This is a genomic window from Arthrobacter sp. AIWTK1, assembly GCF_056680535.1.
Genome location: NZ_CM155287.1, coordinates 4,322,734 through 4,340,679 on the forward strand (window position 1 = coordinate 4,322,734; position 17,946 = coordinate 4,340,679).

General features: G+C 66.4%; 22 protein-coding genes. 15 read left to right on the forward strand and 7 right to left on the reverse strand.

Annotated features, from left to right (window positions below; all coding sequences use genetic code 11):
* Positions 1-7 precede the first annotated feature (7 nt).
* The 3 genes from AC1MDG_RS19815 to AC1MDG_RS19825 form a co-directional block, all read right to left on the reverse strand.
* On the reverse strand, positions 8-277 hold the full coding sequence (locus AC1MDG_RS19815; protein ID WP_235347461.1) for a hypothetical protein: 270 nt from the start codon (positions 275-277) through the stop codon (positions 8-10).
* A 142-nt stretch (positions 278-419) separates the two neighbouring features.
* Positions 420-842 (reverse strand): DUF302 domain-containing protein, encoded by a 423-nt coding sequence (locus AC1MDG_RS19820; protein ID WP_479806276.1) that lies wholly within the window; start codon positions 840-842, stop codon positions 420-422.
* 77 nt (positions 843-919) lie between these two features.
* A complete protein-coding gene (locus tag AC1MDG_RS19825; RefSeq protein WP_043485049.1) occupies positions 920-1,177 on the reverse strand; it encodes a metal-sensitive transcriptional regulator in 258 nt (85 codons plus the stop codon).
* A gap of 131 nt (positions 1,178-1,308) precedes the next feature.
* Between AC1MDG_RS19825 and AC1MDG_RS19830 the strand changes: the two genes are divergently transcribed.
* The 6 genes from AC1MDG_RS19830 (at position 1,309) to AC1MDG_RS19855 (ending at position 5,418) form a co-directional block, all read left to right on the forward strand.
* The gene (locus AC1MDG_RS19830; protein ID WP_479806278.1) at positions 1,309-1,965 is read left to right on the forward strand and encodes a rhodanese-like domain-containing protein; all 657 of its coding nucleotides are present in this window, start codon (positions 1,309-1,311) and stop codon (positions 1,963-1,965) included.
* A complete protein-coding gene (locus tag AC1MDG_RS19835) occupies positions 1,962-2,720 on the forward strand; it encodes a sulfite exporter TauE/SafE family protein (protein ID WP_479806280.1) in 759 nt (252 codons plus the stop codon). Before AC1MDG_RS19830 ends, AC1MDG_RS19835 begins: the two co-directional genes overlap by 4 nt.
* 40 nt (positions 2,721-2,760) lie before the next feature.
* Positions 2,761-3,057 carry a rhodanese-like domain-containing protein gene (locus AC1MDG_RS19840; RefSeq protein ID WP_479806282.1) on the forward strand — a complete coding sequence of 99 codons (297 nt, stop codon included), beginning with the start codon at positions 2,761-2,763 and terminating at the stop codon, positions 3,055-3,057.
* Between the two features lie 67 nt (positions 3,058-3,124).
* Positions 3,125-3,487, forward strand: a complete 363-nt coding sequence (locus AC1MDG_RS19845; RefSeq protein ID WP_043485056.1) for a thioredoxin family protein — start codon at positions 3,125-3,127, stop codon at positions 3,485-3,487.
* A gap of 19 nt (positions 3,488-3,506) precedes the next feature.
* Positions 3,507-3,890 (forward strand): rhodanese-like domain-containing protein, encoded by a 384-nt coding sequence (locus tag AC1MDG_RS19850; protein WP_479806285.1) that lies wholly within the window; start codon positions 3,507-3,509, stop codon positions 3,888-3,890.
* A 118-nt stretch (positions 3,891-4,008) separates the two neighbouring features.
* The gene (locus AC1MDG_RS19855; protein ID WP_479806287.1) at positions 4,009-5,418 is read left to right on the forward strand and encodes an MBL fold metallo-hydrolase; all 1,410 of its coding nucleotides are present in this window, start codon (positions 4,009-4,011) and stop codon (positions 5,416-5,418) included.
* A gap of 175 nt (positions 5,419-5,593) precedes the next feature.
* Here AC1MDG_RS19855 and AC1MDG_RS19860 read toward each other — a convergent pair whose 3' ends face one another.
* Entirely contained in the window at positions 5,594-6,376 is a 783-nt protein-coding gene (locus AC1MDG_RS19860; RefSeq protein WP_479806289.1) for a class I SAM-dependent methyltransferase, read from the reverse strand.
* Between the two features lie 130 nt (positions 6,377-6,506).
* Here AC1MDG_RS19860 and AC1MDG_RS19865 point away from each other — a divergent pair, with 130 nt between their 5' ends.
* The 6 genes from AC1MDG_RS19865 to AC1MDG_RS19890 are packed head-to-tail and all read left to right on the forward strand — an operon-like array spanning position 6,507 to position 11,375.
* Positions 6,507-6,938: a LexA family protein gene (locus AC1MDG_RS19865; RefSeq protein ID WP_043485064.1), complete on the forward strand. Its 432-nt coding sequence runs from the start codon at positions 6,507-6,509 to the stop codon at positions 6,936-6,938.
* Positions 6,931-8,247, forward strand: a complete 1,317-nt coding sequence (locus AC1MDG_RS19870) for a Y-family DNA polymerase (protein WP_479806291.1) — start codon at positions 6,931-6,933, stop codon at positions 8,245-8,247. The genes AC1MDG_RS19865 and AC1MDG_RS19870 overlap by 8 nt, the downstream gene beginning before the upstream one ends.
* A 23-nt stretch (positions 8,248-8,270) precedes the next feature.
* The gene (locus tag AC1MDG_RS19875; RefSeq protein ID WP_479806293.1) at positions 8,271-9,029 is read left to right on the forward strand and encodes a prolipoprotein diacylglyceryl transferase; all 759 of its coding nucleotides are present in this window, start codon (positions 8,271-8,273) and stop codon (positions 9,027-9,029) included.
* The gene (locus AC1MDG_RS19880; protein WP_479806295.1) at positions 9,026-9,385 is read left to right on the forward strand and encodes a hypothetical protein; all 360 of its coding nucleotides are present in this window, start codon (positions 9,026-9,028) and stop codon (positions 9,383-9,385) included. Before AC1MDG_RS19875 ends, AC1MDG_RS19880 begins: the two co-directional genes overlap by 4 nt.
* Entirely contained in the window at positions 9,382-10,986 is a 1,605-nt protein-coding gene (locus tag AC1MDG_RS19885) for a radical SAM protein (protein ID WP_479806297.1), read from the forward strand. Before AC1MDG_RS19880 ends, AC1MDG_RS19885 begins: the two co-directional genes overlap by 4 nt.
* Positions 10,987-10,994: 8 nt before the next feature.
* The gene (locus tag AC1MDG_RS19890) at positions 10,995-11,375 is read left to right on the forward strand and encodes a hypothetical protein (RefSeq protein WP_479806299.1); all 381 of its coding nucleotides are present in this window, start codon (positions 10,995-10,997) and stop codon (positions 11,373-11,375) included.
* Between the two features lie 10 nt (positions 11,376-11,385).
* Here AC1MDG_RS19890 and AC1MDG_RS19895 read toward each other — a convergent pair whose 3' ends face one another.
* Positions 11,386-11,736: a DUF3846 domain-containing protein gene (locus tag AC1MDG_RS19895; RefSeq protein WP_479806301.1), complete on the reverse strand. Its 351-nt coding sequence runs from the start codon at positions 11,734-11,736 to the stop codon at positions 11,386-11,388.
* A 161-nt stretch (positions 11,737-11,897) separates the two neighbouring features.
* Between AC1MDG_RS19895 and AC1MDG_RS19900 the strand changes: the two genes are divergently transcribed.
* Positions 11,898-12,446, forward strand: a complete 549-nt coding sequence (locus AC1MDG_RS19900; RefSeq protein WP_043485080.1) for a low molecular weight protein-tyrosine-phosphatase — start codon at positions 11,898-11,900, stop codon at positions 12,444-12,446.
* Positions 12,443-14,506, forward strand: coding sequence for an aminodeoxychorismate synthase component I (gene pabB, locus AC1MDG_RS19905; protein ID WP_479806303.1), 2,064 nt, complete (start codon positions 12,443-12,445; stop codon positions 14,504-14,506). Before AC1MDG_RS19900 ends, pabB begins: the two co-directional genes overlap by 4 nt.
* A 33-nt stretch (positions 14,507-14,539) precedes the next feature.
* Here pabB and cls read toward each other — a convergent pair whose 3' ends face one another.
* Complete coding sequence (gene cls, locus AC1MDG_RS19910; RefSeq protein ID WP_479806305.1) at positions 14,540-16,015, reverse strand: cardiolipin synthase; 1,476 nt, start codon at positions 16,013-16,015, stop codon at positions 14,540-14,542.
* A gap of 107 nt (positions 16,016-16,122) precedes the next feature.
* Here cls and AC1MDG_RS19915 point away from each other — a divergent pair, with 107 nt between their 5' ends.
* Positions 16,123-17,067 carry an aminodeoxychorismate lyase gene (locus AC1MDG_RS19915; RefSeq protein WP_479806307.1) on the forward strand — a complete coding sequence of 315 codons (945 nt, stop codon included), beginning with the start codon at positions 16,123-16,125 and terminating at the stop codon, positions 17,065-17,067.
* Positions 17,068-17,136: 69 nt separating this feature from the next.
* On the opposite strand, the gene AC1MDG_RS19920 is transcribed toward AC1MDG_RS19915, so the two are convergent.
* Positions 17,137-17,751 carry a DinB family protein gene (locus tag AC1MDG_RS19920; protein ID WP_479806309.1) on the reverse strand — a complete coding sequence of 205 codons (615 nt, stop codon included), beginning with the start codon at positions 17,749-17,751 and terminating at the stop codon, positions 17,137-17,139.
* Positions 17,752-17,946: the final 195 nt, after the last annotated feature.

Below are 17,946 nucleotides of genomic sequence, written 5' to 3' on the forward strand. Positions count from 1 at the left end.
GGTTGGGCTAGGCGGACTTGGTTCCGGCCACGCGGCCGGCTGCACGCGCGGAGCGGTTCCGCCACCAGCGGCGGACGAGGTCCACCGCGGCCAGCAGTCCCGCGAGGGGCGAAAGAACCGCTGCAGTGTAGACGAAAAGCAGCCAGGTGAGTGTGGCAATGGGCGGCTGGTTGGTGCTCAGGAGTGACAGGCCCCCGAAGAAGGCGACCGTCCAAAAAAGGACTACTCCAAAAAGCACCGCCGCAGCAGGGAAATACTCGTTTGTCACTACGGACATCACAGTGTTCAATGCTCTTCCTCTTGACTGGCCGGGCGCCGGACATCACCGCGTCAATCTCAGTATGGGGCCCGGGAAACCAGGATTGCGGCAGGACGCAGAAACCGTGACGAAAATAACCAGGCCCGGCGCCGGAAGCCGCTCAGCGCGAGGCCTCCTGCGCCTCCAGAACCGCCAGCGCTGCACGCAGCCGGGCATCGGCGTCGTTGGCTACTTCCGCAACGGCGGGACTGTCGCTGAGCTGCACCATGGTCTGCGGATCAATGGCCTGGATGGTTGTCATGTCCGCGTCCCGGCCGCGTCGCACCACCACATTGCAGGGCAGCAGCGCGCCGAGGTCCGGCTCGGCGGCAAGCGCGCGGCTGGCCAGGGCGGGGTTGCAGGCGCCCAGAATGACGTAGTCTCCGAGCGCTTCGGCAGCGTCCTGGCCAAGCTTGGCTTCGAAGGTCGCGCGGACATTGATTTCGGACAGAATGCCGAATCCCTGTCCGGCGAGCGCCTCACGAGTCCGCTCCACGGCGTCGCTCCAGGATAGCGGGACGGTCACGGTGTGGGTGTACGTCATCTTGTCTCCTCGACTGGGGTCCGGTCAGGCCGGACGGTTCAGTGATGGGCGTTAGTGAATTAGAGCACGGGTGCGGGTCAGGCCAGGGACAGGAAGAGCTTTTCCAGGTCCTTCGTGTCCATGCTCGCATCCTTGCGGACGAGGCATTGCTCAAGTCCGCTGGCGATGATGGCGAATCCCGCACGGTCCAGCGCCTTCGAAACTGCGGCGAGCTGGGTGACGATGTCCTTGCACTCGCGGCCTTCTTCGAGCATCCGGGTCACCGCGGCCAGCTGCCCCTGAGCCCGCTTGAGCCTGTTGATGACCGGTGCGAGGTCGGTTGAATCGAGTTCCATGATGCCTCCGGATAAAGGGTTGTTATGTACTCCAGAATATACCCCCGGGGGTGTTTTTGACTACCCCTAGGGGTATCTGCAATACTCGGTGGGGTATTCAGCTCTACCTGATCCGTCTCGAAAGGACATCCATGACACGCCCCTCCGCTTCGGCCTCCTCCTCCGCTTCACCGGCCGCCCCCGCAGTCACCGCCCTGGATCCGGAAACGCTGCAGACCTGGTTTCAGGAACACAAGGACCTCGTGGTGATCGACGTACGATCGGCCGCGGAATTCGAATCCCTGCACATCCGCGGTTCGTACAACGTTCCGCTCCCGCTGCTTTCCGAGCACACGGACGAACTGGCCACCCGGCTGGGAAGCCGTGTTGTGCTGGTCTGCCAGTCCGGCGCACGGGCTGAGCAGGCACGGCAGCGCCTCGGCGGCGCAGGCATCGGCACCGCTTACGTCCTGACCGGCGGCGTGCCGGGCTTCGCTGCAGCCGGTGGAAACGTTGTCCGCGGCAAGGCCCGCTGGGACCTGGAGCGCCAGGTCCGGCTGGCAGCCGGCTCCCTGGTGGTGCTTGGCCTGGCCGGAGGCAAATTCGTCTCACCCAAAATCCGCCTGCTCGCAGGAGCTATCGGCACGGGCCTGACATTCTCCGCAGCGACCAACACCTGCGCCATGGGCCAGGCCCTCTCCGCGATGCCGTGGAACAAGGCGGCTAAGGAACCCACCCGCGAATCCGCTATCCTGCAGCTGCCCGCGGCCGGGGTGCAGACCGACCAGAACCGGGCGCAGGCGGCATGATTTCAGCTCTGGCATTGGGGCTACTCGTCGGGATAGTCCTCGGCGTGGTCGGCGGCGGCGGATCGATCATCGCCGTCCCTGCTCTGGTGTACGGAGTGGGCCTCAGCCCCGCGGAGGCCATCCCCACCTCCCTGCTGGTGGTTGGCCTCTCGTCGCTGGCAGCACTTCTGCCCCGGTTCCGGGAAGGCATCAACTGGCCAGTCGTGCTGCTGGTCGGGGCCGCCGGCATCCCGGCCGCGTGGGGAGGCGCGGCCGTGGGCCGGCTGCTGGATCCCAACGTACTGATGCTGGCATTCGCGGGCATCATGGTGGTTGCCGGCGTTCGTATGCTGATGCGCACCAACGAAGTAGAGGGATCTTGCAGCACGGGCCCCGCGCGGGCCTTCCGCTCCTGCGCTCCCAAGGCCGTCGGAGTCGGGCTGCTGGTCGGCTTCCTGACGGGCCTGCTGGGAGTTGGCGGCGGATTCCTCATCACGCCGGCCCTCACGCTCTTCCTGGGACTGCGCATGAAGCAGGCCGTCGCTTCCTCCCTGGCCATTATTGTCATCAACTCCGCCGCAGGCTTCGGGGCACACGCCGCCGGCTTCACCATCGAATGGTCCACAGTCCTGGCCTTCACGGTACCGGCCATCCTCGGCTCAATCGCCGCAGCCCGGCTGGCCCGTCTGCTCAAAGACAAGCACGTCCGCATCTCGTTCGCCGTCCTGATCTTCGCCGTCGCCGCCTGGGTTACGGCCAGCACCGTCACAGCCTGACCGCTAAACATTCACCCACACTCCGGAAAGGAACCCAGTCATGGCAGAAATCACCGTCACCGAAACTGAGCAACGGCGCGCCAGCGCACAAATCCTCGATGTCCGCGAAGACTTCGAAGTCGCCGAAGGCATGATCCCCGGCGCCCTGCACATCCCCATGGGGCAGTTGCAGGCCCGCTTGTCCGAGCTGGACCCCGGCGTTCCCGTCATCGTCGTCTGCCGCAGCGGCAACCGTAGCGCCCGCGTGGCAGATGCCCTCAATGGCGCCGGATTCAGCGCCGACACAATGACCGGCGGCATGATCGCCTGGAGCCGCGCAGGACTCCCCGCCACCTAACCGGCCAGCCTCATCCGCAGCCACAACCCCGCCCCCGCCCCACCGGCCACACGTAAGGAATTCAGCCATGGCAACCATCGACATCACGGAAGAATCGCTTGCCCGGACGCTTGAGGACAACGACATTGTCTTCATCGACTTCTGGGCCGGCTGGTGCGGCCCCTGCCGCATGTTCGCCCCCACCTACGACGCAGCGTCCCAGAAGCACCCCGACGTCGTTTTTGCCAAGGTGGACACGGAAGCCGAGCAGGCGTTGGCGGCTGCTGCCGGCATCACGTCCATCCCCACACTGATGGCCTTCCGGGACAAGACCCTCGTCTTCTCCCAGCCAGGCGCGCTCAATGCGGCAGGGCTGGAGCAGGTCATCCAGGGCGTCAAGAACCTCGATATGGCAGCACTGCGCGCGCAGGCAGCGCAGCATCAGTCCTGACGAATATTCACAGAAGCCGATGCGCAGTATTACGCCCGGCGGCCTGGCGGCAATCTGGCCCCGCACGGTGGTGGTGGACGTGCGGGGTCAGGACGAGTATGCCGTCGCCCATATCCCGGGCAGCCTGAACATCCCCCTCGATGAACTGCCGTTCCGGCAACAGGACCTGCCGAACAGCACGCTTTACGTCCTGTGCGGTTCAGGCAAGCGCAGCAGCCAGGCCACTGCACTCCTCACTGCCCAGGGCTACGACGCGGTCAACATCGCGGGCGGCATCGCGGAGTGGTACCGGGAAGGCCATCCGGTGAGCTATGCACCGCCGGCGCCAGACGAACCTCCGTCCGGACGCTGGAGATCTGTATTGGAGAAACTGGCGAAATGGCGCGCCCGAAGCACCCGCTGACGGTTCCAAAACCACAACGCCACGCCATTTGCGGTATACCCCCCGGGGTATTATGATTTTGAGTAGACCAACGGGGGGCCACCCAGGAACCCCACAAACTTTTACGAAGGAGAACCCCATGCTTCTCGAGCGCATCTACGATGAAGACCTCGCCCAGGCCAGCTACTTCATCGGCTGCCAGCGGAAGGGTGAGGCAGTTGTTGTCGACGCCCGCCGTGACATCGACACCTACCGCTCCCTCGCAGCAGCCAACGGCATGAAGATTGTGGCCGTTACCGAGACCCACATCCACGCCGACTACCTCTCAGGCACCCGGGAACTCGCGGCCGCCACCGGGGCCAAGATCTATGTTTCCGGCGAAGGCGGCCCCGACTGGCAGTACGGTTTCGACGGCGAGCGCCTGTTCGACGGCAGCAAGATCACCATCGGTAACATCACCGTGCAGGCGCTCCACACCCCGGGGCACACTCCGGAACACCTGTCCTTCCTGATCACGGACGGCGCGTTCAGTAGCGAGGCCGGGTACCTGCTCTCGGGCGACTTTGTCTTCTCCGGCGACCTCGGCCGCCCCGATCTCCTGGACGAAGCCGCCGGCGGCGTGGACACCCGATTCCTGGGTGCCAAGCAACTGTTCGCCAGCCTGCGCGACAAGTTCCTGACCCTGCCCGACTTCGTCCAGGTTTACCCGGGACACGGCGCCGGCAGCGCCTGCGGCAAGGCCCTCGGCGCCATCCCGTCCTCCACGGTGGGCTACGAGCGGCTGTACGCCTGGTGGGGCCCGTACCTGGCCGCCAACGACGAGCAGGGATTCATCGACGAACTGCTCGACGGCCAGCCGGACGCACACGCCTACTTCGGCCGCATGAAGCGCGAAAACCGCGAAGGCCCCGCCGTCATGGGCGAACGTGACCCGCTGCAGGAACTGGACACGGCCGACGTCGCAAGGAGCCTGGCAGAAGACACCCTGACCTTCATCGACACCCGCTCCAACGGTGAGGTCCACCAGGGCACCGTGGTCCGGTCCCTGAACGTTCCGGCCGGCAAATCCGTTGCCAGCTACGGCGCCTGGGTGGTCAACCCCGAGACGGACAAGAACCCGCTGGTGCTCCTGGCCAAGGACCAGGAACAGGCCCAGGACATGTGGGACCACCTGGTCCGCGTGGGCATCGACAACGTGGCGGGCTACCTGACCGGCATCGAGGGGCTGCCCACCTCCACGCCGAAGCTGATCCAGCCCGAGGAACTCGAGGGCTTCGACGCCGCCATGGTCCTGGATGTCCGCAACAAGACCGAGTACAAGGCCGGGCACGTTCCGGGCTCGTACCAGCTCAGCGGCGGCCGCGTCATGTGGCACCTGGATGAACTGCCCACCGCCGGCACCATTGTGTCCTACTGCCAGTCGGGCGTGCGGAACTCCGTAGCCGCCAGCGCGCTGCGCCGGGCCGGGTACGACGTCGTCGAACTTGACGGCAGCTACGCCGCCTGGGCCGCTATGGAACAGTCGCTGCAGACCGCTTCGACCCGCTAATCCCGCGGCCGGCCGACGCCGGCAGCGGATCCAACAGCACAAGACCCCCGCCCGGACATGTCCGGGCGGGAGTCTTTCGTTGGGTGGGAACGGAGAACTCCGTCACCGGGGGATGTTCTCCGGAGGCGGAAGGGCGGCACTTCTCGGAAGCCTGGACCCGGACGGCATTCGGGCGCTACTCAGCGCGGCCACGTCGCGCCAACCGAGCCAGATCCTCATCGGCCGAATCGGGCATGTCGGTTCCGGTTCTGACTTTGTCTGCCTCGAGGACGAAGAAGATGAAGGACAGGAACGCTGTCCTCTCGCCGTTGAGGATGCGCGGCGGAAGGAGTTCGTGCGGTGTGTCTGGAGATGGCTCTGGTTCGCTCACGGTGGCTACGCGGTATCCCGCCGACGTAAAGGCGCTGATCATCGCGTGAAGTGGTCGGTGCCAGAAGGTCAGGACCGCAGGCTCGCCAGCGAACTCGTAATCCTCCGAGTACTGCCGGATGGCGAAGTAGTCCTCGGCTGGTTGGTTGATCACGCTAACCGTGGGGTGGTTGACCGACAGGATCAGGCGACCGCCCGGCTTCAGTACGCGCCGCAGTTCGGCAAGTGGTGCCGACCAGTCCTCCAGATAGTGCAGGACCAAGGACGAGACAACGTCGTCGAAGGAGCCATCGGCGAAAGGGAGCGGCTTGCTGAGGTCCGCCAGGTAGAGGTCTGCGGTCGGACCCAATCGCTGTCTCGCCAATTCGAGCATCGCAGGACTGGAATCGAAGCCGGTCACGGCGGCTCCCTTCGCGGCCAGCGCGGCGGACAGCGGCCCCGAGCCACAGCCAGCGTCGAGGACCCGGTGACCGGTCACGTCGCCGGCAAGGCCAATCATCGCCGGCCGCTCGTAATAGGCGTTGAGGAGGCTGGACTCATTTTCAGCCGAGTAGTTCCCGGCAAAATCGTCATAATGATTGGACTTCACAACTCTTCCCCTTCAGGCGAATCCTCACGGGCGGACAATGGGGCTGATCCTAGCAAGCGAGGAGAATATCCAATGTCCGAGCCTGGGTCTACACTGAAGTATCGAACATATATTCGAATAAAGGTGTGTTGTGGGCATAGTTATCGGTCCCCGCGTGATAGATGCGGGCACATCCCTGCTGTCGGTGCTGATCTCTCCTGTACCAGTCGCAGCGGGGTACCCTTCGCCGGCGCAGGACTACTTTGACGGCCGGATCGACCTCAATGAACACCTCATCAAGGACATCACCAGCACATACATCGTGCGGGTGTCCGGAGACTCGATGGAAGGGGCCGGGATCAGCGACGGCGACGAACTGATCGTCAACCGCGCCCTGGACCCCAAGGACGGATCAGTGGTCATAGCGGTCCTGGACGGTGAGCTGACCATCAAGCGGCTCAGGGTCACGGCGTCCGGAGTGGTGCTGCAGGCGGACAACCCCCGCTATCCGGACATCCGGGTTCCGGCGTTGTCGGACCTGGTGATCTGGGGCGTGGCCACCCGCTGCCTGCACCATGTCTGAAGCGCTCGAGATTCCTGAAACGCGCGTACCGGGCCCGGGCCGGGAGATTGCCCTGGTGGACGTCAACTGCTTCTACGCCTCGGCGGAGCGGGCCTTCGATCCTTCGCTGGAAGGCCGCCCCCTGGTGGTCCTCTCCAATAACGACGGCTGCGCGGTCACCCGGTCCCCTGAAGCCAAGGCGCTTGGCATCCCGGTCGGCGAGCCGTGGTTCAAGATCGCGCCCCGCGCCAAGGAATGGGGGCTGGTGGCCAAGTCCAGCAACTATGAGCTGTACGGCGATATCAGCGCCCGTGTTATGGAGCTTCTGGGCCGCTACTCGGCCTGGCTGGAGGTCTACAGCATCGATGAAGCCTTCCTGGGAGTCAAAGGCACCCCGGACGAGCTCCTGCATCTCGGGCAGACCATGAAGACGGCTGTTCGCCGCAACATCGGGGTGCCGGTCTGCGTAGGAATTGCCAATACCAAGACCCTCGCGAAGCTGGCCAACAAATGGGCCAAGAACAATCCCGCCCTTAACGGCGTGTGCCGCTGGGACTCCATGCCGGCCACGGCCCGCGAAGCGTTGATGGGCCGGCTGTCCGTCATCGAGCTCTGGGGCGTGGCCGCCCGGCTGACAAAACGCCTGAACAGCATGGGCATCCACTCCATCCTGGACCTTGCCCGCGCCGATCCCGTGCGGATCCGGGACCGATTTTCGGTGGTTCTGATGCGCACGGTCCTGGAGCTGCAGGGCACCGCGTGCATCCCTTTGGAGGAGGAGCGCATTGGACGTGACCAGCTCATCTTCAGCCGTTCGTTTTCCACGCCCATCACCGCGGCCGCGGACCTGCGACAGGTCATGAGCGTCTATGGCCAGCAAGCCAGCGCCCGCCTGGCCAAGCACAGCCTGCAGGCCAAGGTGCTCACTGCCTTCGCCGGCACCTCGCACTACAACCCGCTGGACACGTCCTACCCGTCGGTCTGCGTCACGTTGCCCATGCCCACCGCGGATCCGGTGCTGTTGACCAGGGCCGCGCACGCCCTGCTCCCCCGGATCGAGGAAGGCACCAAATACGTCCGAGCCGGCATTATGGTCACCGACCTGCGCCCCACAGGCCAGCAATCGCCGCTGCCGGTGTTTGCGAACCCGCACGAGGAACGCGGCATCGGCATTCTGCTGGAGGACATCAGCCGCCGCTACGGGCGCGGCTCGGTGGGGCTGGGCCACGCCGGAATCCGGGGCGGCCCGGACTGGTCCATGCAGCGCACCATGCTCTCGCCCAGGTACACCACCCATTGGGACGAGCTCCCCGTGGTCAAGGCAGCCTGAGCACGCGCTGTTACACTCTGCTCATGATCGGGCTTCCCTTCGCGGGAGATGGGCTTGTGCACGGCGTTCTGACGGGGCTGGGAATCGTCGCAGCCCTGTTGTTTTACGCCTTTGAGAAGCGCCGCCGCGGCCTCTCCGATCCCCGGTTGTGGCCCATCGCGGGCTTCGCCGTCGCCTTCGGTGCCATCGGATCCCGCGTGCTCACCTGGGATATCTCCCGGCAGGTCTCCCTGGCGGACTGGTGGGGCAACGGAGACCGCAGCATCCTCGCAGGCCTGGTCGGTGCATGGTTCGGCGTCCACTTGGGCAAGCGGCTGACAGGCTACCGTGAATCCACCGGTGACCTGCTCGCACCCGCCGTCGCACTGGCCATGGTTCTGGGGCGGGTCGGCTGCCTCCTCACCGAACTGCCCGGCATCTCCACCGGCAGCGCCTGGGGAATCGTGCTCACCCCCGCGCAGGCAGCACTGATCGGCGGGACCCCCGGGGCCGGACTCCATCCGTCCTTTGCCTACGAAATCGTGTTCCACGCCGCCGCATTCGCCGTCATGTGGCGCTTCCGCGACAGCCTGGCGCACCCCGGCGACCTTTTCATCTGTTACGTGACCGCCTACGCACTGTTCAGGTTCGGCGTGGAGTTTGTCCGCGGCAATGAGGTGATCTGGCTGGGAATGAGCCGCCCCCAGTGGTTCCTGTTGGCGGTCCTCCCCCTTTTGATCTGGCGCATGCGGCGGGTGTTCGGGAAACCGGTCCGTCCTGAGTTGAAAGGAAGAGTGGCATGAGCGAGGACACCCCTGACGTTCCCCGGAACCCGCCGCCGCACCAGCAGGAGGAGCTGCCCTCTGAACCAAGGCGCGGCTCCATGGTGCTCGGAATCCTGCTGGGGGCTGTTGCCCTTTATGCCCTCTATTTCGGGACAACAGCTGGTATTGCTCCGGATGAAGGGTACAAGACTTTCCTTGCTGGGCCTGGAGCGTTCATACCAATCGCCGCGTATCTGGCGGTATCCGTTGTGCTGGCGGTCCGGCCACGCACGTCCCGGTTGGGTGCGGGGCTGCTTATTGGCCTGGGGGTCTTCACCCTGGTCGGGGGTGGGATCTGCGTCGCAGCCCTCGCGCAGATGAGAGGCCTGAGATGAACCCGTCCTCGTTCTCTTCCCGGCAAACGCCGCCCGGCCCCGGGCAGCCGCTGCGCGGCGACCGGATCCACCGGTATGTCACCGCATTCTGCCCCCGCTGCCACGAGACGAACCCTCCTCTTGCCCAGGTGCGGCGCCTGTCCGGGGCGCTGCTGATCCGTGACGACCGCGTGTGGCTCGAACGCGGCTGCCCCGACCACGGCCTGGTACGCACGCTGTACGACGAATCGCCCGAAATCCTCCGCTACCTGGAGAAATGGCAGGCGCCCACCAAACAGCACATCCCCGACCAGGCGGACAACTTCCGCCCCGTACCCGAGGCGTACGCCTACGGACTACCCGCCATGCAGACGCAGCACACGTGCATCCTTCTGCAGGACATCATCGAGCACTGCAATCTACGCTGTCCCACTTGCTTTACGTCCTCCGGCCCGCAGCTGCAAGGGGTGGCGCCGCTCGCCGAGGTGCTCGCGAACGTCGACGCACGGCTTGCCCGCGAGAACGGGCGCCTTGATGTATTGATGCTGTCCGGCGGCGAACCGACGCTCTACCCGCATCTCGCGGAGTTGCTGGAGGAGCTGGTTGCCCGGCCGATCGTCCGGATCATGGTGAACAGCAACGGCATGTTGATGGCGACCGACGACGAGCTGCTCGCCTTGCTGGCCAAGCATCGCGACCGCGTGGAGGTGTACCTCCAATACGACGGCCCCTCCAAGGAGGCGTCGATCCATCACCGCGGCGGCGATCTGACCCGCTTCAAGGATGCGGCAATCTCGCGACTGTCCGAGGCGGGGGTCTTCACCACCCTGACGATGACAGCAACCCTCGGCGTCAACGACGGCGAGGTGGGCGCCGTCGTCATGCGGGCCCTGGAAACCCCGTTCGTCGGCGGGGTCGCGCTGCAGCCGGTGTTCGGTTCCGGCCGCGGGCATGGCATCAACCCGATGGACCGGCTCACCCACACCGGCGTGCTCGAAAGGTTGGCCGGGCAAACCAACGGGGTGGTCTCGTGGCATGACCTGACAGCCCTGCCGTGCTCGCATCCGCACTGCGCGTCAGTCGGCTACATGCTGAAGGACGACGCCGGGGTGTGGCGGTCGCTGACGTCGCTGATCGGGCACGATCGGCTGCTCGCCTGGCTGGAGCTCAATCCTGACAGCATCGCCAACCGCATCGCCGACAGTGCAATTCCATTGGAGCTGCGCAGCCTGATGAAGTCCTCGCTGCTCGATCTGCTGAGCGAACAGTCGTCCCTGTCCCACCCCCGGACAGCGGATCTCTGGAAGAACATCTGCACCCAGTGCGACCTCGGGATAGGCACGCTCACCACGCTGGCGGCCGGCAAACTCCCGGGCCAGCAACAACGGCTGCGCAGGCTCCTGGCCGAACGCGTTACCCGGATCATGGTCAAGCCGTTCATGGACATTTCGACCATGATCGAGGAGAGGCTCACCCAATGCTGCGTGCACGTCGGAACCAAGAGCGAAGCCGGCGATCACCAGTGCGCCCCCTTCTGCGCCGTCCAGGCGTGGCCGGCCCTGTCCAGGCAACGGATGAGCACGGCCACGGGCGTCCGGCTGCTCCCGGTGCGCCAACTCTAAGGATGATGATGAGTTCCGATTCCGACGCGAAGCGCATCGCATCCGGCCCCCTGCCGTCGGAACTGCTGCGCGCCCACGTCGCCCGCCACGGCGCGCACGGCGGCCAGTCGGGCTACTTCCCGGACCCGCAGGCCAGCGTTCCCTTCGATCCGCTGCGCCTCTGCATCTTCGCCACGATCGCACTGCTGGGTTGGCTGACCGGCCCCGTTGCCTTGGCCGTGTTCGCGGCCATCGGGTTCGTCGGATACTGGAAAGCCCGTCGGAAGGGGCTGACAAAGTCGAAGTGCTACCTGCGCGACACCCGGCTTGTGCTCGCCTATCTCGGCATCCTCCTGGGCGCCGGGCTCTGGGGGGTGTACGCGCTGCTCGCGCGCCTGGCCGGCCTCTGAACCCCGGTCGTCAGGCTGCCAGCGGGGAGCCGAACATTTCTTCCGCCCGGCGCGACAGGTGCTCCGGTACGTCTGCCTCGCCGCCGCGCTCGGTCCGGCCCAGGAACACGGCCGTGCCCCTGGCCGCATCCGACAGGTCTAGCCCGGCCTCATGAATAAGCTGGGCTGCGCGGATGTTCGGCGGCAGGTTCATGAGGTGGCCTTCGGCGTTCAGGTAGACGTGCCAGTCGCCGCGGCTGACGGATTCCAAATGTCCCCCGACCAGCCGCTGGAGAGTGTCTGTAGTCGCCTCAAGGGCCACTGCTCTCAGGGCGTCACCCAACCGGGCCGGAATGACCAGTGCAGTACATGTAGTGCTCATTTTTCTTCCTCAGTACTCATAACTGAGATGCCATGCGATCTGTTCCCGGGCGCTGACCCGCGCCCACCGGATATGACAGGACTCGTAACGCTGTTCACCCGCCCGTAATGCGCACGGCCTGTGACTAGCCAAGAGGGGGCGCCATCCCCCATGCTTGCTCCATGTCCTCAATGTCGAGCCCATACCGGATCATCGCGGTGTGCACCGGAAATATCTGCCGGTCCCCGATGGCCGAGCTGATGCTGGCCGAGGCCTTCGCAGCAGCGGGGCTCGCCGGCGACGTCGTGGTGGATTCAGCCGGAACCACGGCCTATGAGGCCGGGCGCCCCATCGATCCCCGGGCCGCCCGTAAGCTGGCAGCCCACCAACTTGCCTCGGACCGGCACGTTGCGCGGGAATGGCGCCCCGAATGGTTCCGTGACCGCCACCTGATCCTTGCCCTGGATGTGGACCATTACGGCTGGCTGCGGGCCACGGCCCCTGACGGGGAGGCCTTGGCGCGGGTCCGGATGCTGCGCAGCTTCGATCCGGCGGTGTCCGGCCGGGACCTGCTGGACCAGGGCATCGAGGACCCCTGGTACGGGGGCCACGCCGACTTCGACGTCACGTGGGACCTCATCAAGGCCGCTGTGCCCGGGATCGTGGACCATGCGCGGCGGGAAGTGCAGCAACAGAACCCGTCCGGGCAGCAGGTACGCTCTATTTCATGACCCCTGCACCCGTGATCATTGCCATCGACGGCCGGTCCGGCGCAGGAAAGACCACCCTTGCAATCGAGCTTGCCGCGCGGCTGCGGGAGCACCACAAGGTGTCGCTCTTCCATCTTGAGGACATCTATCCCGGCTGGAACGGCCTCGCGGCGGGCATCGAGCGCTATGTCACCACCGTCCTCGCCCCGCTGAGCCGGGGCGAAGCGGCCGAATGGGTCAGCTGGGACTGGGAGAACCACTATGACGGCCCGGCGCGCACAACGCTGCCGGCGGAGATCGTCATCGTGGAGGGTGTGGGTGCCGCGGCCTCCTCGGCCCGCCCGCTGCTGGACGCCGTCGTGTGGGCGGAGTCCTCCGACGGCGACCGCCGCACCCGTGCCCTGGTACGCGACGGCAGTACCTACGAACCGTTCTGGGACCAGTGGGCCGCGCAGGAGGAGGAGTGGCTGGCAACGGACGCGGTGCAGGACCATGCAGATATCCAGGTGCTCAACCGGGCCGACGGCACCGCCCCCGATGACGTCCTCCGGGCACTCCAGTACCTGCCCGCCCTGGCTGCCGTGCTGCTGCCCGAGCTCTCGGCCCGCCGCGGGCTGCAGCTCCATGCCGAGCGTCTGGACTGCGTTCCCGACGCCGCCCTGCTCTTCGACTCCCTCTACGGCCGTTCGCCCAATGCCGTGTGGCTGGATTCCTCGCTCCGGACGGCGGGAGCGGCAGCCGAGCGCAGCCGCTTCAGCATTCTGGCGGACGACGGCGGCAGTTTCGGCCAGGAGGCCCGGCACCGTTCCGGCGTGACCCGGCTGACCACCGGCACCGCCACGGTGGCCACCGCCGGACCGTTCTTCCGCTGGCTCGACGGCGTCTGGGGCCGCCGGGCGGTCCGCGCACCAGAGGGCTACGCCTGCGAATTCACCCTCGGCTGGCTGGGCTACCTGGGCTACGAACTGAAGCGCGAAACCGGCGGCAGCGACGTTCCGTCCGACATCCCGGACGCCGCCATGATCTTCGCCGGCCGGGCCGTGGTCCTGGACCATCGGGAAGGCAGCGTCTGGCTGCTCGCCCTGGCGGCGCCGGACGCCACGGAATGGCTGGATATTGCCCGCTCGGCCGTCGCGGCCGCCGCAGTGGCTGCGGCCGCCGACCCCTCGGAACCCGGCGCCAGCGCCGCCGTCGTACCCGGAACACAGCCCGCCCCGGCGTTCACCGGACGTGACACCGAGCAGGCCTACAAGCTCAAGATCGCTGAAGCCCAACATGAAATCGCCGAGGGGAACACCTACGAGGTGTGCCTCACCACAGCGGTCAGCGCAGCTGTGCCGGCCGGCCCCGACGGGGTGGACCCCTGGCGCACCTACCTGGCGCTGCGCCGGAAAAACCCGGCACCGTTTGCCAGCTACCTGCGGTTCGGCGGGCTCACCGTGGCCAGCACGTCGCCGGAGCGTTTCCTGCGGATAGCGGCCGACGGCGGGATGCGCGCCGAGCCAATCAAGGGCACCCGCCCCAGGTCCCCGGAACCGGCGCGGGACCAGGAGTTGCGCGATGACCTGGAATCCTCCCCCAAGGACCGGGCCGAGAACATCATGATCGTGGACCTGCTCCGCAACGACCTCAGCCACTTCGCCGTCGCAGGATCCGTCACTGTCAGCAGGCTCTGCGCGATCGAAAGCTACGCCACGGTCCACCAGATGGTCAGCACCATCGATGCCCAGCTGAAGCCGGGGCTGCCCCGCGCCGAGGCCGTCGCAGCCTGCTTTCCCGCGGGCTCCATGACGGGGGCGCCGAAGATCAGCACCATGGCCATCCTGGACCGCCTGGAAGGGGCGCCGCGCGGGGTCTATTCGGGGGCCATCGGCTATTTCTCCCTGAGCGGGGCGATGGACACCGCGGTGGCCATCCGGACCCTGGTGATCCGCGCAGACGGTGCCGGCGGCACGGAGCTGAGCCTCGGCGTCGGCGGTGCCATCACGGCGGATTCCTCGCCGCAGGAGGAGTACGACGAAATCCGGACCAAGGCGTACGGAGTCCTCTCGGCGCTGGGCGCGGGCTTCCCGGAAAGCTGACCCCCGCCTGCTGGCCGGCCCAGCCGCAGGGCCCTACTGCAGGGTGGCCGTGAGCCGGGCGACGTTGTCCACGTACTTAACCGCCATGGGCCGCTCCATCCAGTCCTCGAGCGTCAGCTCGCGGGAGATGCCCCGGTAGGTGTCCTCCACGGCGCGCATCTTGGCAACGATGTCGGCGCCAAGGAGCATCACCGAAACCTCCAGGTTGAGCGAGAAGGACCTCATGTCCATGTTGCTGGACCCCAGGACCGCCACTTCGTCGTCGATGGTGAAATGCTTCGCGTGCAGCACGAACGGCGCCTTGTACAGGTAGATCCGCACGCCCGCTTCCAGCAGCGCCTCGTAGTAGGACTGCTGAGCGTGGTGGACCAGGAACTGATCCCCCTTTTCCGAGACGAAAAGTTCGACGTCGACGCCCCGTTGCGCCGCCGTCGTCACCGCATAGAGCAGCGAATCATCGGGGACGAAGTACGGGCTGCAGATGGAGATCTTGTGCTGGGCGGAGTAGATGAGGGTGTTGAAGAGGCGCAGGTTGTTCTCGGTGATGAAGCCGGGGCCGCTGGGGACGGCCTGGGCGGTCACGGCGCCCGGTGCCGTCTCGGGCTGGTGGGCCAGCTGGTCCTCCAGGGACTCGTCCGTCTCGCTGAGCCAGTCGGTGGCGAAGACCACGTTGAGCGTGGTGACAATCGGTCCGCGCAGGCAGGCCATGAGCTCCACCCACTCCCGCCCCACCTTGCGGTGCCGGGGATTGTTGTAGGAGGGCTCGATCAGGTTCTGCGATCCCGTGAAGGCGATTTCGCCGTCGATCACCATGATCTTGCGGTGGTTGCGCAGGTCGGGCCGTCGCCACTGGCCGTGCACCGGACGCAGCGGCAGCATGGGCCGCCACTGAATCTTGCTGGCTTTGAGGCGCTTGATCAGCTTCCGGTAGCCCTTGATCCGCAGGGTGCCGAGGTGGTCGAACAGCACACGGACCTGGACGCCGCGCTCCGCGGCCTCTTCCAGGGCGTTTAACAGGTCGTCGGTGATGTGGTCCGTGCTCATGATGTAGAACTCGGCGTTGACGAAGTTCTTCGCCCCGCGCACGGCGGCGGCCATGGCCTTGATGGAGTCGGGGTACCCGGGCAGCAGCTCCACGCTGTTGCCGTCCACCATGGGCAGCGAACCGAGGGTCTTGTTCAGTTCCGCCGCCGAGGCCACCCATTCCGGGCCGTCGTATTCGCTTTCGACGGCGGTCAGCTGGGAGGTGCCGGCGCGGACCCGCTTGTTCACGGCGTCCTGCTGTGCCCGGCGCTTGCGGGAGAGTTTGAAGTTCCCGAAAAGCAGGAACAGGATCAGGCCGAGAGCGGGCACAAAGAAGATTCCCAGCAGCCAGGCCATGGCCGTGGTGGGACGGCGGTTGCCCGGAATGATTCCCAGCGCCAGCACCCGGATGACCAGGTCAACAATGCTCAGCGCCAGCACGAGCCAGTAAGGCGCGGTGCCCACCAGCGGAAACGGCCACAACACAGACAGACTCCAACGGTTACTCGCCCGCCGGACCGGTTCCGGAGAGGCATCCAGCACAGCCTATCCCCCGCAGGGGAAGGAAGCGGCGCCGACGCTAAGCTTGAGGCATGACTCCTGCTGCCCCGGCCACCGTTCTCGTTTTCCTTGACCCCCGGTTCGACGACGGCCGGATCGCCGATGCTTCACAGCCGCAGCTGATGGCCACGGACCAGGGTGCCACGCGCGGCGACGGCGTTTTTGAATCCATGCTGGCCGTTGGCGGAAACCCGAGGAAGCTCGATGCCCACCTGCGGCGGCTGCAGGGTTCGGCCCGCGCACTGGAGCTGGACATCCCCGCCGAGGACACCTGGCGCCGGGCCATCGCGACAGCGGTGGCCGAATACCGTTCCCAGCATCCCGCCGCCACGCCGGAGGAAGACGAGACGGTAGTGAAGCTGATCTGCACCCGCGGCGCCGAGGGCGGAGCGCGCCCCACCTGCTGGGTCCAGGCTTCCCCCGTCCCGGCCGCCGGCCGGCGCCAGCGCGAGACCGGAATCGACGTCATCCTCCTGGACCGCGGCTACGACAGTGAAGTGGGCGAACGGGCGCCGTGGCTATTGCTGGGCGCCAAGACGCTCTCCTACGCGGTCAACATGGCGGCCCTGCGCTACGCCCACAACCAGGGGGCGGACGACGTCATCTTCACATCCTCCGACGGCCGCGTCCTTGAAGGCCCTACGTCCACCGTCCTGCTGGCGCACCTTGACACGGTCGACGACGGCGACGGCGGCACCCGCACGGTGCGCCGCCTCATCACCCCGCAACTGGACAGCGGCATCCTCCCGGGAACGTCGCAGGGTGCACTTTTTGCTGCCGCCAAGGCTGCGGGCTGGGAACTCGGCTACGGCCCGCTGGAGCCGCGGGACCTTTTCGACGCCGACGCCGTGTGGCTGATCTCCAGCATCCGGCTGCTGGCTCCGGTGAACCACATCGACGGCAAGGAAATCGGCACGCCCGCGCTCCGGAAACAGCTGACCGACGAACTCAACGAGCTGTTCGCCACGATCGAGTAGCTGCTGCCCCCCACCCCCGCCGCCGCCGGACGCTCTCTCACTTCCTGCCCCCTTTTCCCGGACGCTTTCTCACTTCCTGCCGGTTTTTCCGGAACGCTCTCTCACTTGGTCCGCCGCGGCGCGGGCCGCCGCGTCGATCCGCGAGCGGTGGGCGGCCCATTCCTCGGCGGTGCGCGATGTCAGGTTCGGGTCTCCCGGCCGCTGGCCTGCTGATCCGTCGATGAGCTCGCGGAGGATGTCGGCGTGGCCCAGGTGCTGGGCCGTTTCCACGCACATGTGCACCAGGATCTGGTGGAGAGTGACGTGCCTGCGTTCCCCCGGCCACCAGGGCACTTCCCCGGGCGCGTCCAGCGGCAGCGCGTCAATCGTGGCGTCGCTGTGCTCAGCGGAGAACCGATGGAGTTCCACGATCTGCTCCCGGGTCTCCTCCGGGCCAGCCCACATGTCGGCGTCGGGTTCTGCGTCCTCGGCGTCCCACGGCAGGTCCCGCGGACTCGGGCGCCCGAAGACCTCGCCGAAGTATCCAAGCTGCACGCTGGCCACGTGCTTCACCAAGCCAAGCAGGTTGGTGCCGGTCGGCGTCAGGGGCCTCCGGGCGTCGTACTCGTCCAGCCCGTCGAGTTTGGCGAGGAGGTCCGCACGCCGCGTGCGCAGGTAGCGGTGCAGAGTTGCCTTGTCATCCATAGCGGGCACTATACCCACCCCTCGCCCAACGCTCTCTCACCTGTGGTCGGTAAATTCCCAACGCTCTTCCACTTGGTGTGCCGGTTGTCGGCCGCCTGATCACCCGCCGTCCTGATTGAACGGCGGAATGATCCGACAGGCGCACCGTGGAGATATCAGCAGGATGCAGGCCATCGAGTGATCAGCCGGGACCGA

Bases quoted from the DNA above. Each gene is read 5' to 3' on its own strand.
- AC1MDG_RS19815 (WP_235347461.1), bottom strand. From the start codon at position 277: ATGTCCGTAGTGACAAACGAGTATTTCCCTGCTGCGGCGGTGCTTTTT.
- AC1MDG_RS19820 (WP_479806276.1), bottom strand. From the start codon at position 842: ATGACGTACACCCACACCGTGACCGTCCCGCTATCCTGGAGCGACGCC.
- AC1MDG_RS19825 (WP_043485049.1), bottom strand. From the start codon at position 1,177: ATGGAACTCGATTCAACCGACCTCGCACCGGTCATCAACAGGCTCAAG.
- AC1MDG_RS19830 (WP_479806278.1), top strand. From the start codon at position 1,309: ATGACACGCCCCTCCGCTTCGGCCTCCTCCTCCGCTTCACCGGCCGCC.
- AC1MDG_RS19835 (WP_479806280.1), top strand. From the start codon at position 1,962: ATGATTTCAGCTCTGGCATTGGGGCTACTCGTCGGGATAGTCCTCGGC.
- AC1MDG_RS19840 (WP_479806282.1), top strand. From the start codon at position 2,761: ATGGCAGAAATCACCGTCACCGAAACTGAGCAACGGCGCGCCAGCGCA.
- AC1MDG_RS19845 (WP_043485056.1), top strand. From the start codon at position 3,125: ATGGCAACCATCGACATCACGGAAGAATCGCTTGCCCGGACGCTTGAG.
- AC1MDG_RS19850 (WP_479806285.1), top strand. From the start codon at position 3,507: ATGCGCAGTATTACGCCCGGCGGCCTGGCGGCAATCTGGCCCCGCACG.
- AC1MDG_RS19855 (WP_479806287.1), top strand. From the start codon at position 4,009: ATGCTTCTCGAGCGCATCTACGATGAAGACCTCGCCCAGGCCAGCTAC.
- AC1MDG_RS19870 (WP_479806291.1), top strand. From the start codon at position 6,931: ATGTCTGAAGCGCTCGAGATTCCTGAAACGCGCGTACCGGGCCCGGGC.
- AC1MDG_RS19875 (WP_479806293.1), top strand. From the start codon at position 8,271: ATGATCGGGCTTCCCTTCGCGGGAGATGGGCTTGTGCACGGCGTTCTG.
- AC1MDG_RS19880 (WP_479806295.1), top strand. From the start codon at position 9,026: ATGAGCGAGGACACCCCTGACGTTCCCCGGAACCCGCCGCCGCACCAG.
- AC1MDG_RS19885 (WP_479806297.1), top strand. From the start codon at position 9,382: ATGAACCCGTCCTCGTTCTCTTCCCGGCAAACGCCGCCCGGCCCCGGG.
- AC1MDG_RS19890 (WP_479806299.1), top strand. From the start codon at position 10,995: ATGAGTTCCGATTCCGACGCGAAGCGCATCGCATCCGGCCCCCTGCCG.
- AC1MDG_RS19895 (WP_479806301.1), bottom strand. From the start codon at position 11,736: ATGAGCACTACATGTACTGCACTGGTCATTCCGGCCCGGTTGGGTGAC.
- AC1MDG_RS19900 (WP_043485080.1), top strand. From the start codon at position 11,898: ATGTCCTCAATGTCGAGCCCATACCGGATCATCGCGGTGTGCACCGGA.
- pabB (WP_479806303.1), top strand. From the start codon at position 12,443: ATGACCCCTGCACCCGTGATCATTGCCATCGACGGCCGGTCCGGCGCA.
- AC1MDG_RS19915 (WP_479806307.1), top strand. From the start codon at position 16,123: ATGACTCCTGCTGCCCCGGCCACCGTTCTCGTTTTCCTTGACCCCCGG.
- AC1MDG_RS19920 (WP_479806309.1), bottom strand. From the start codon at position 17,751: ATGGATGACAAGGCAACTCTGCACCGCTACCTGCGCACGCGGCGTGCG.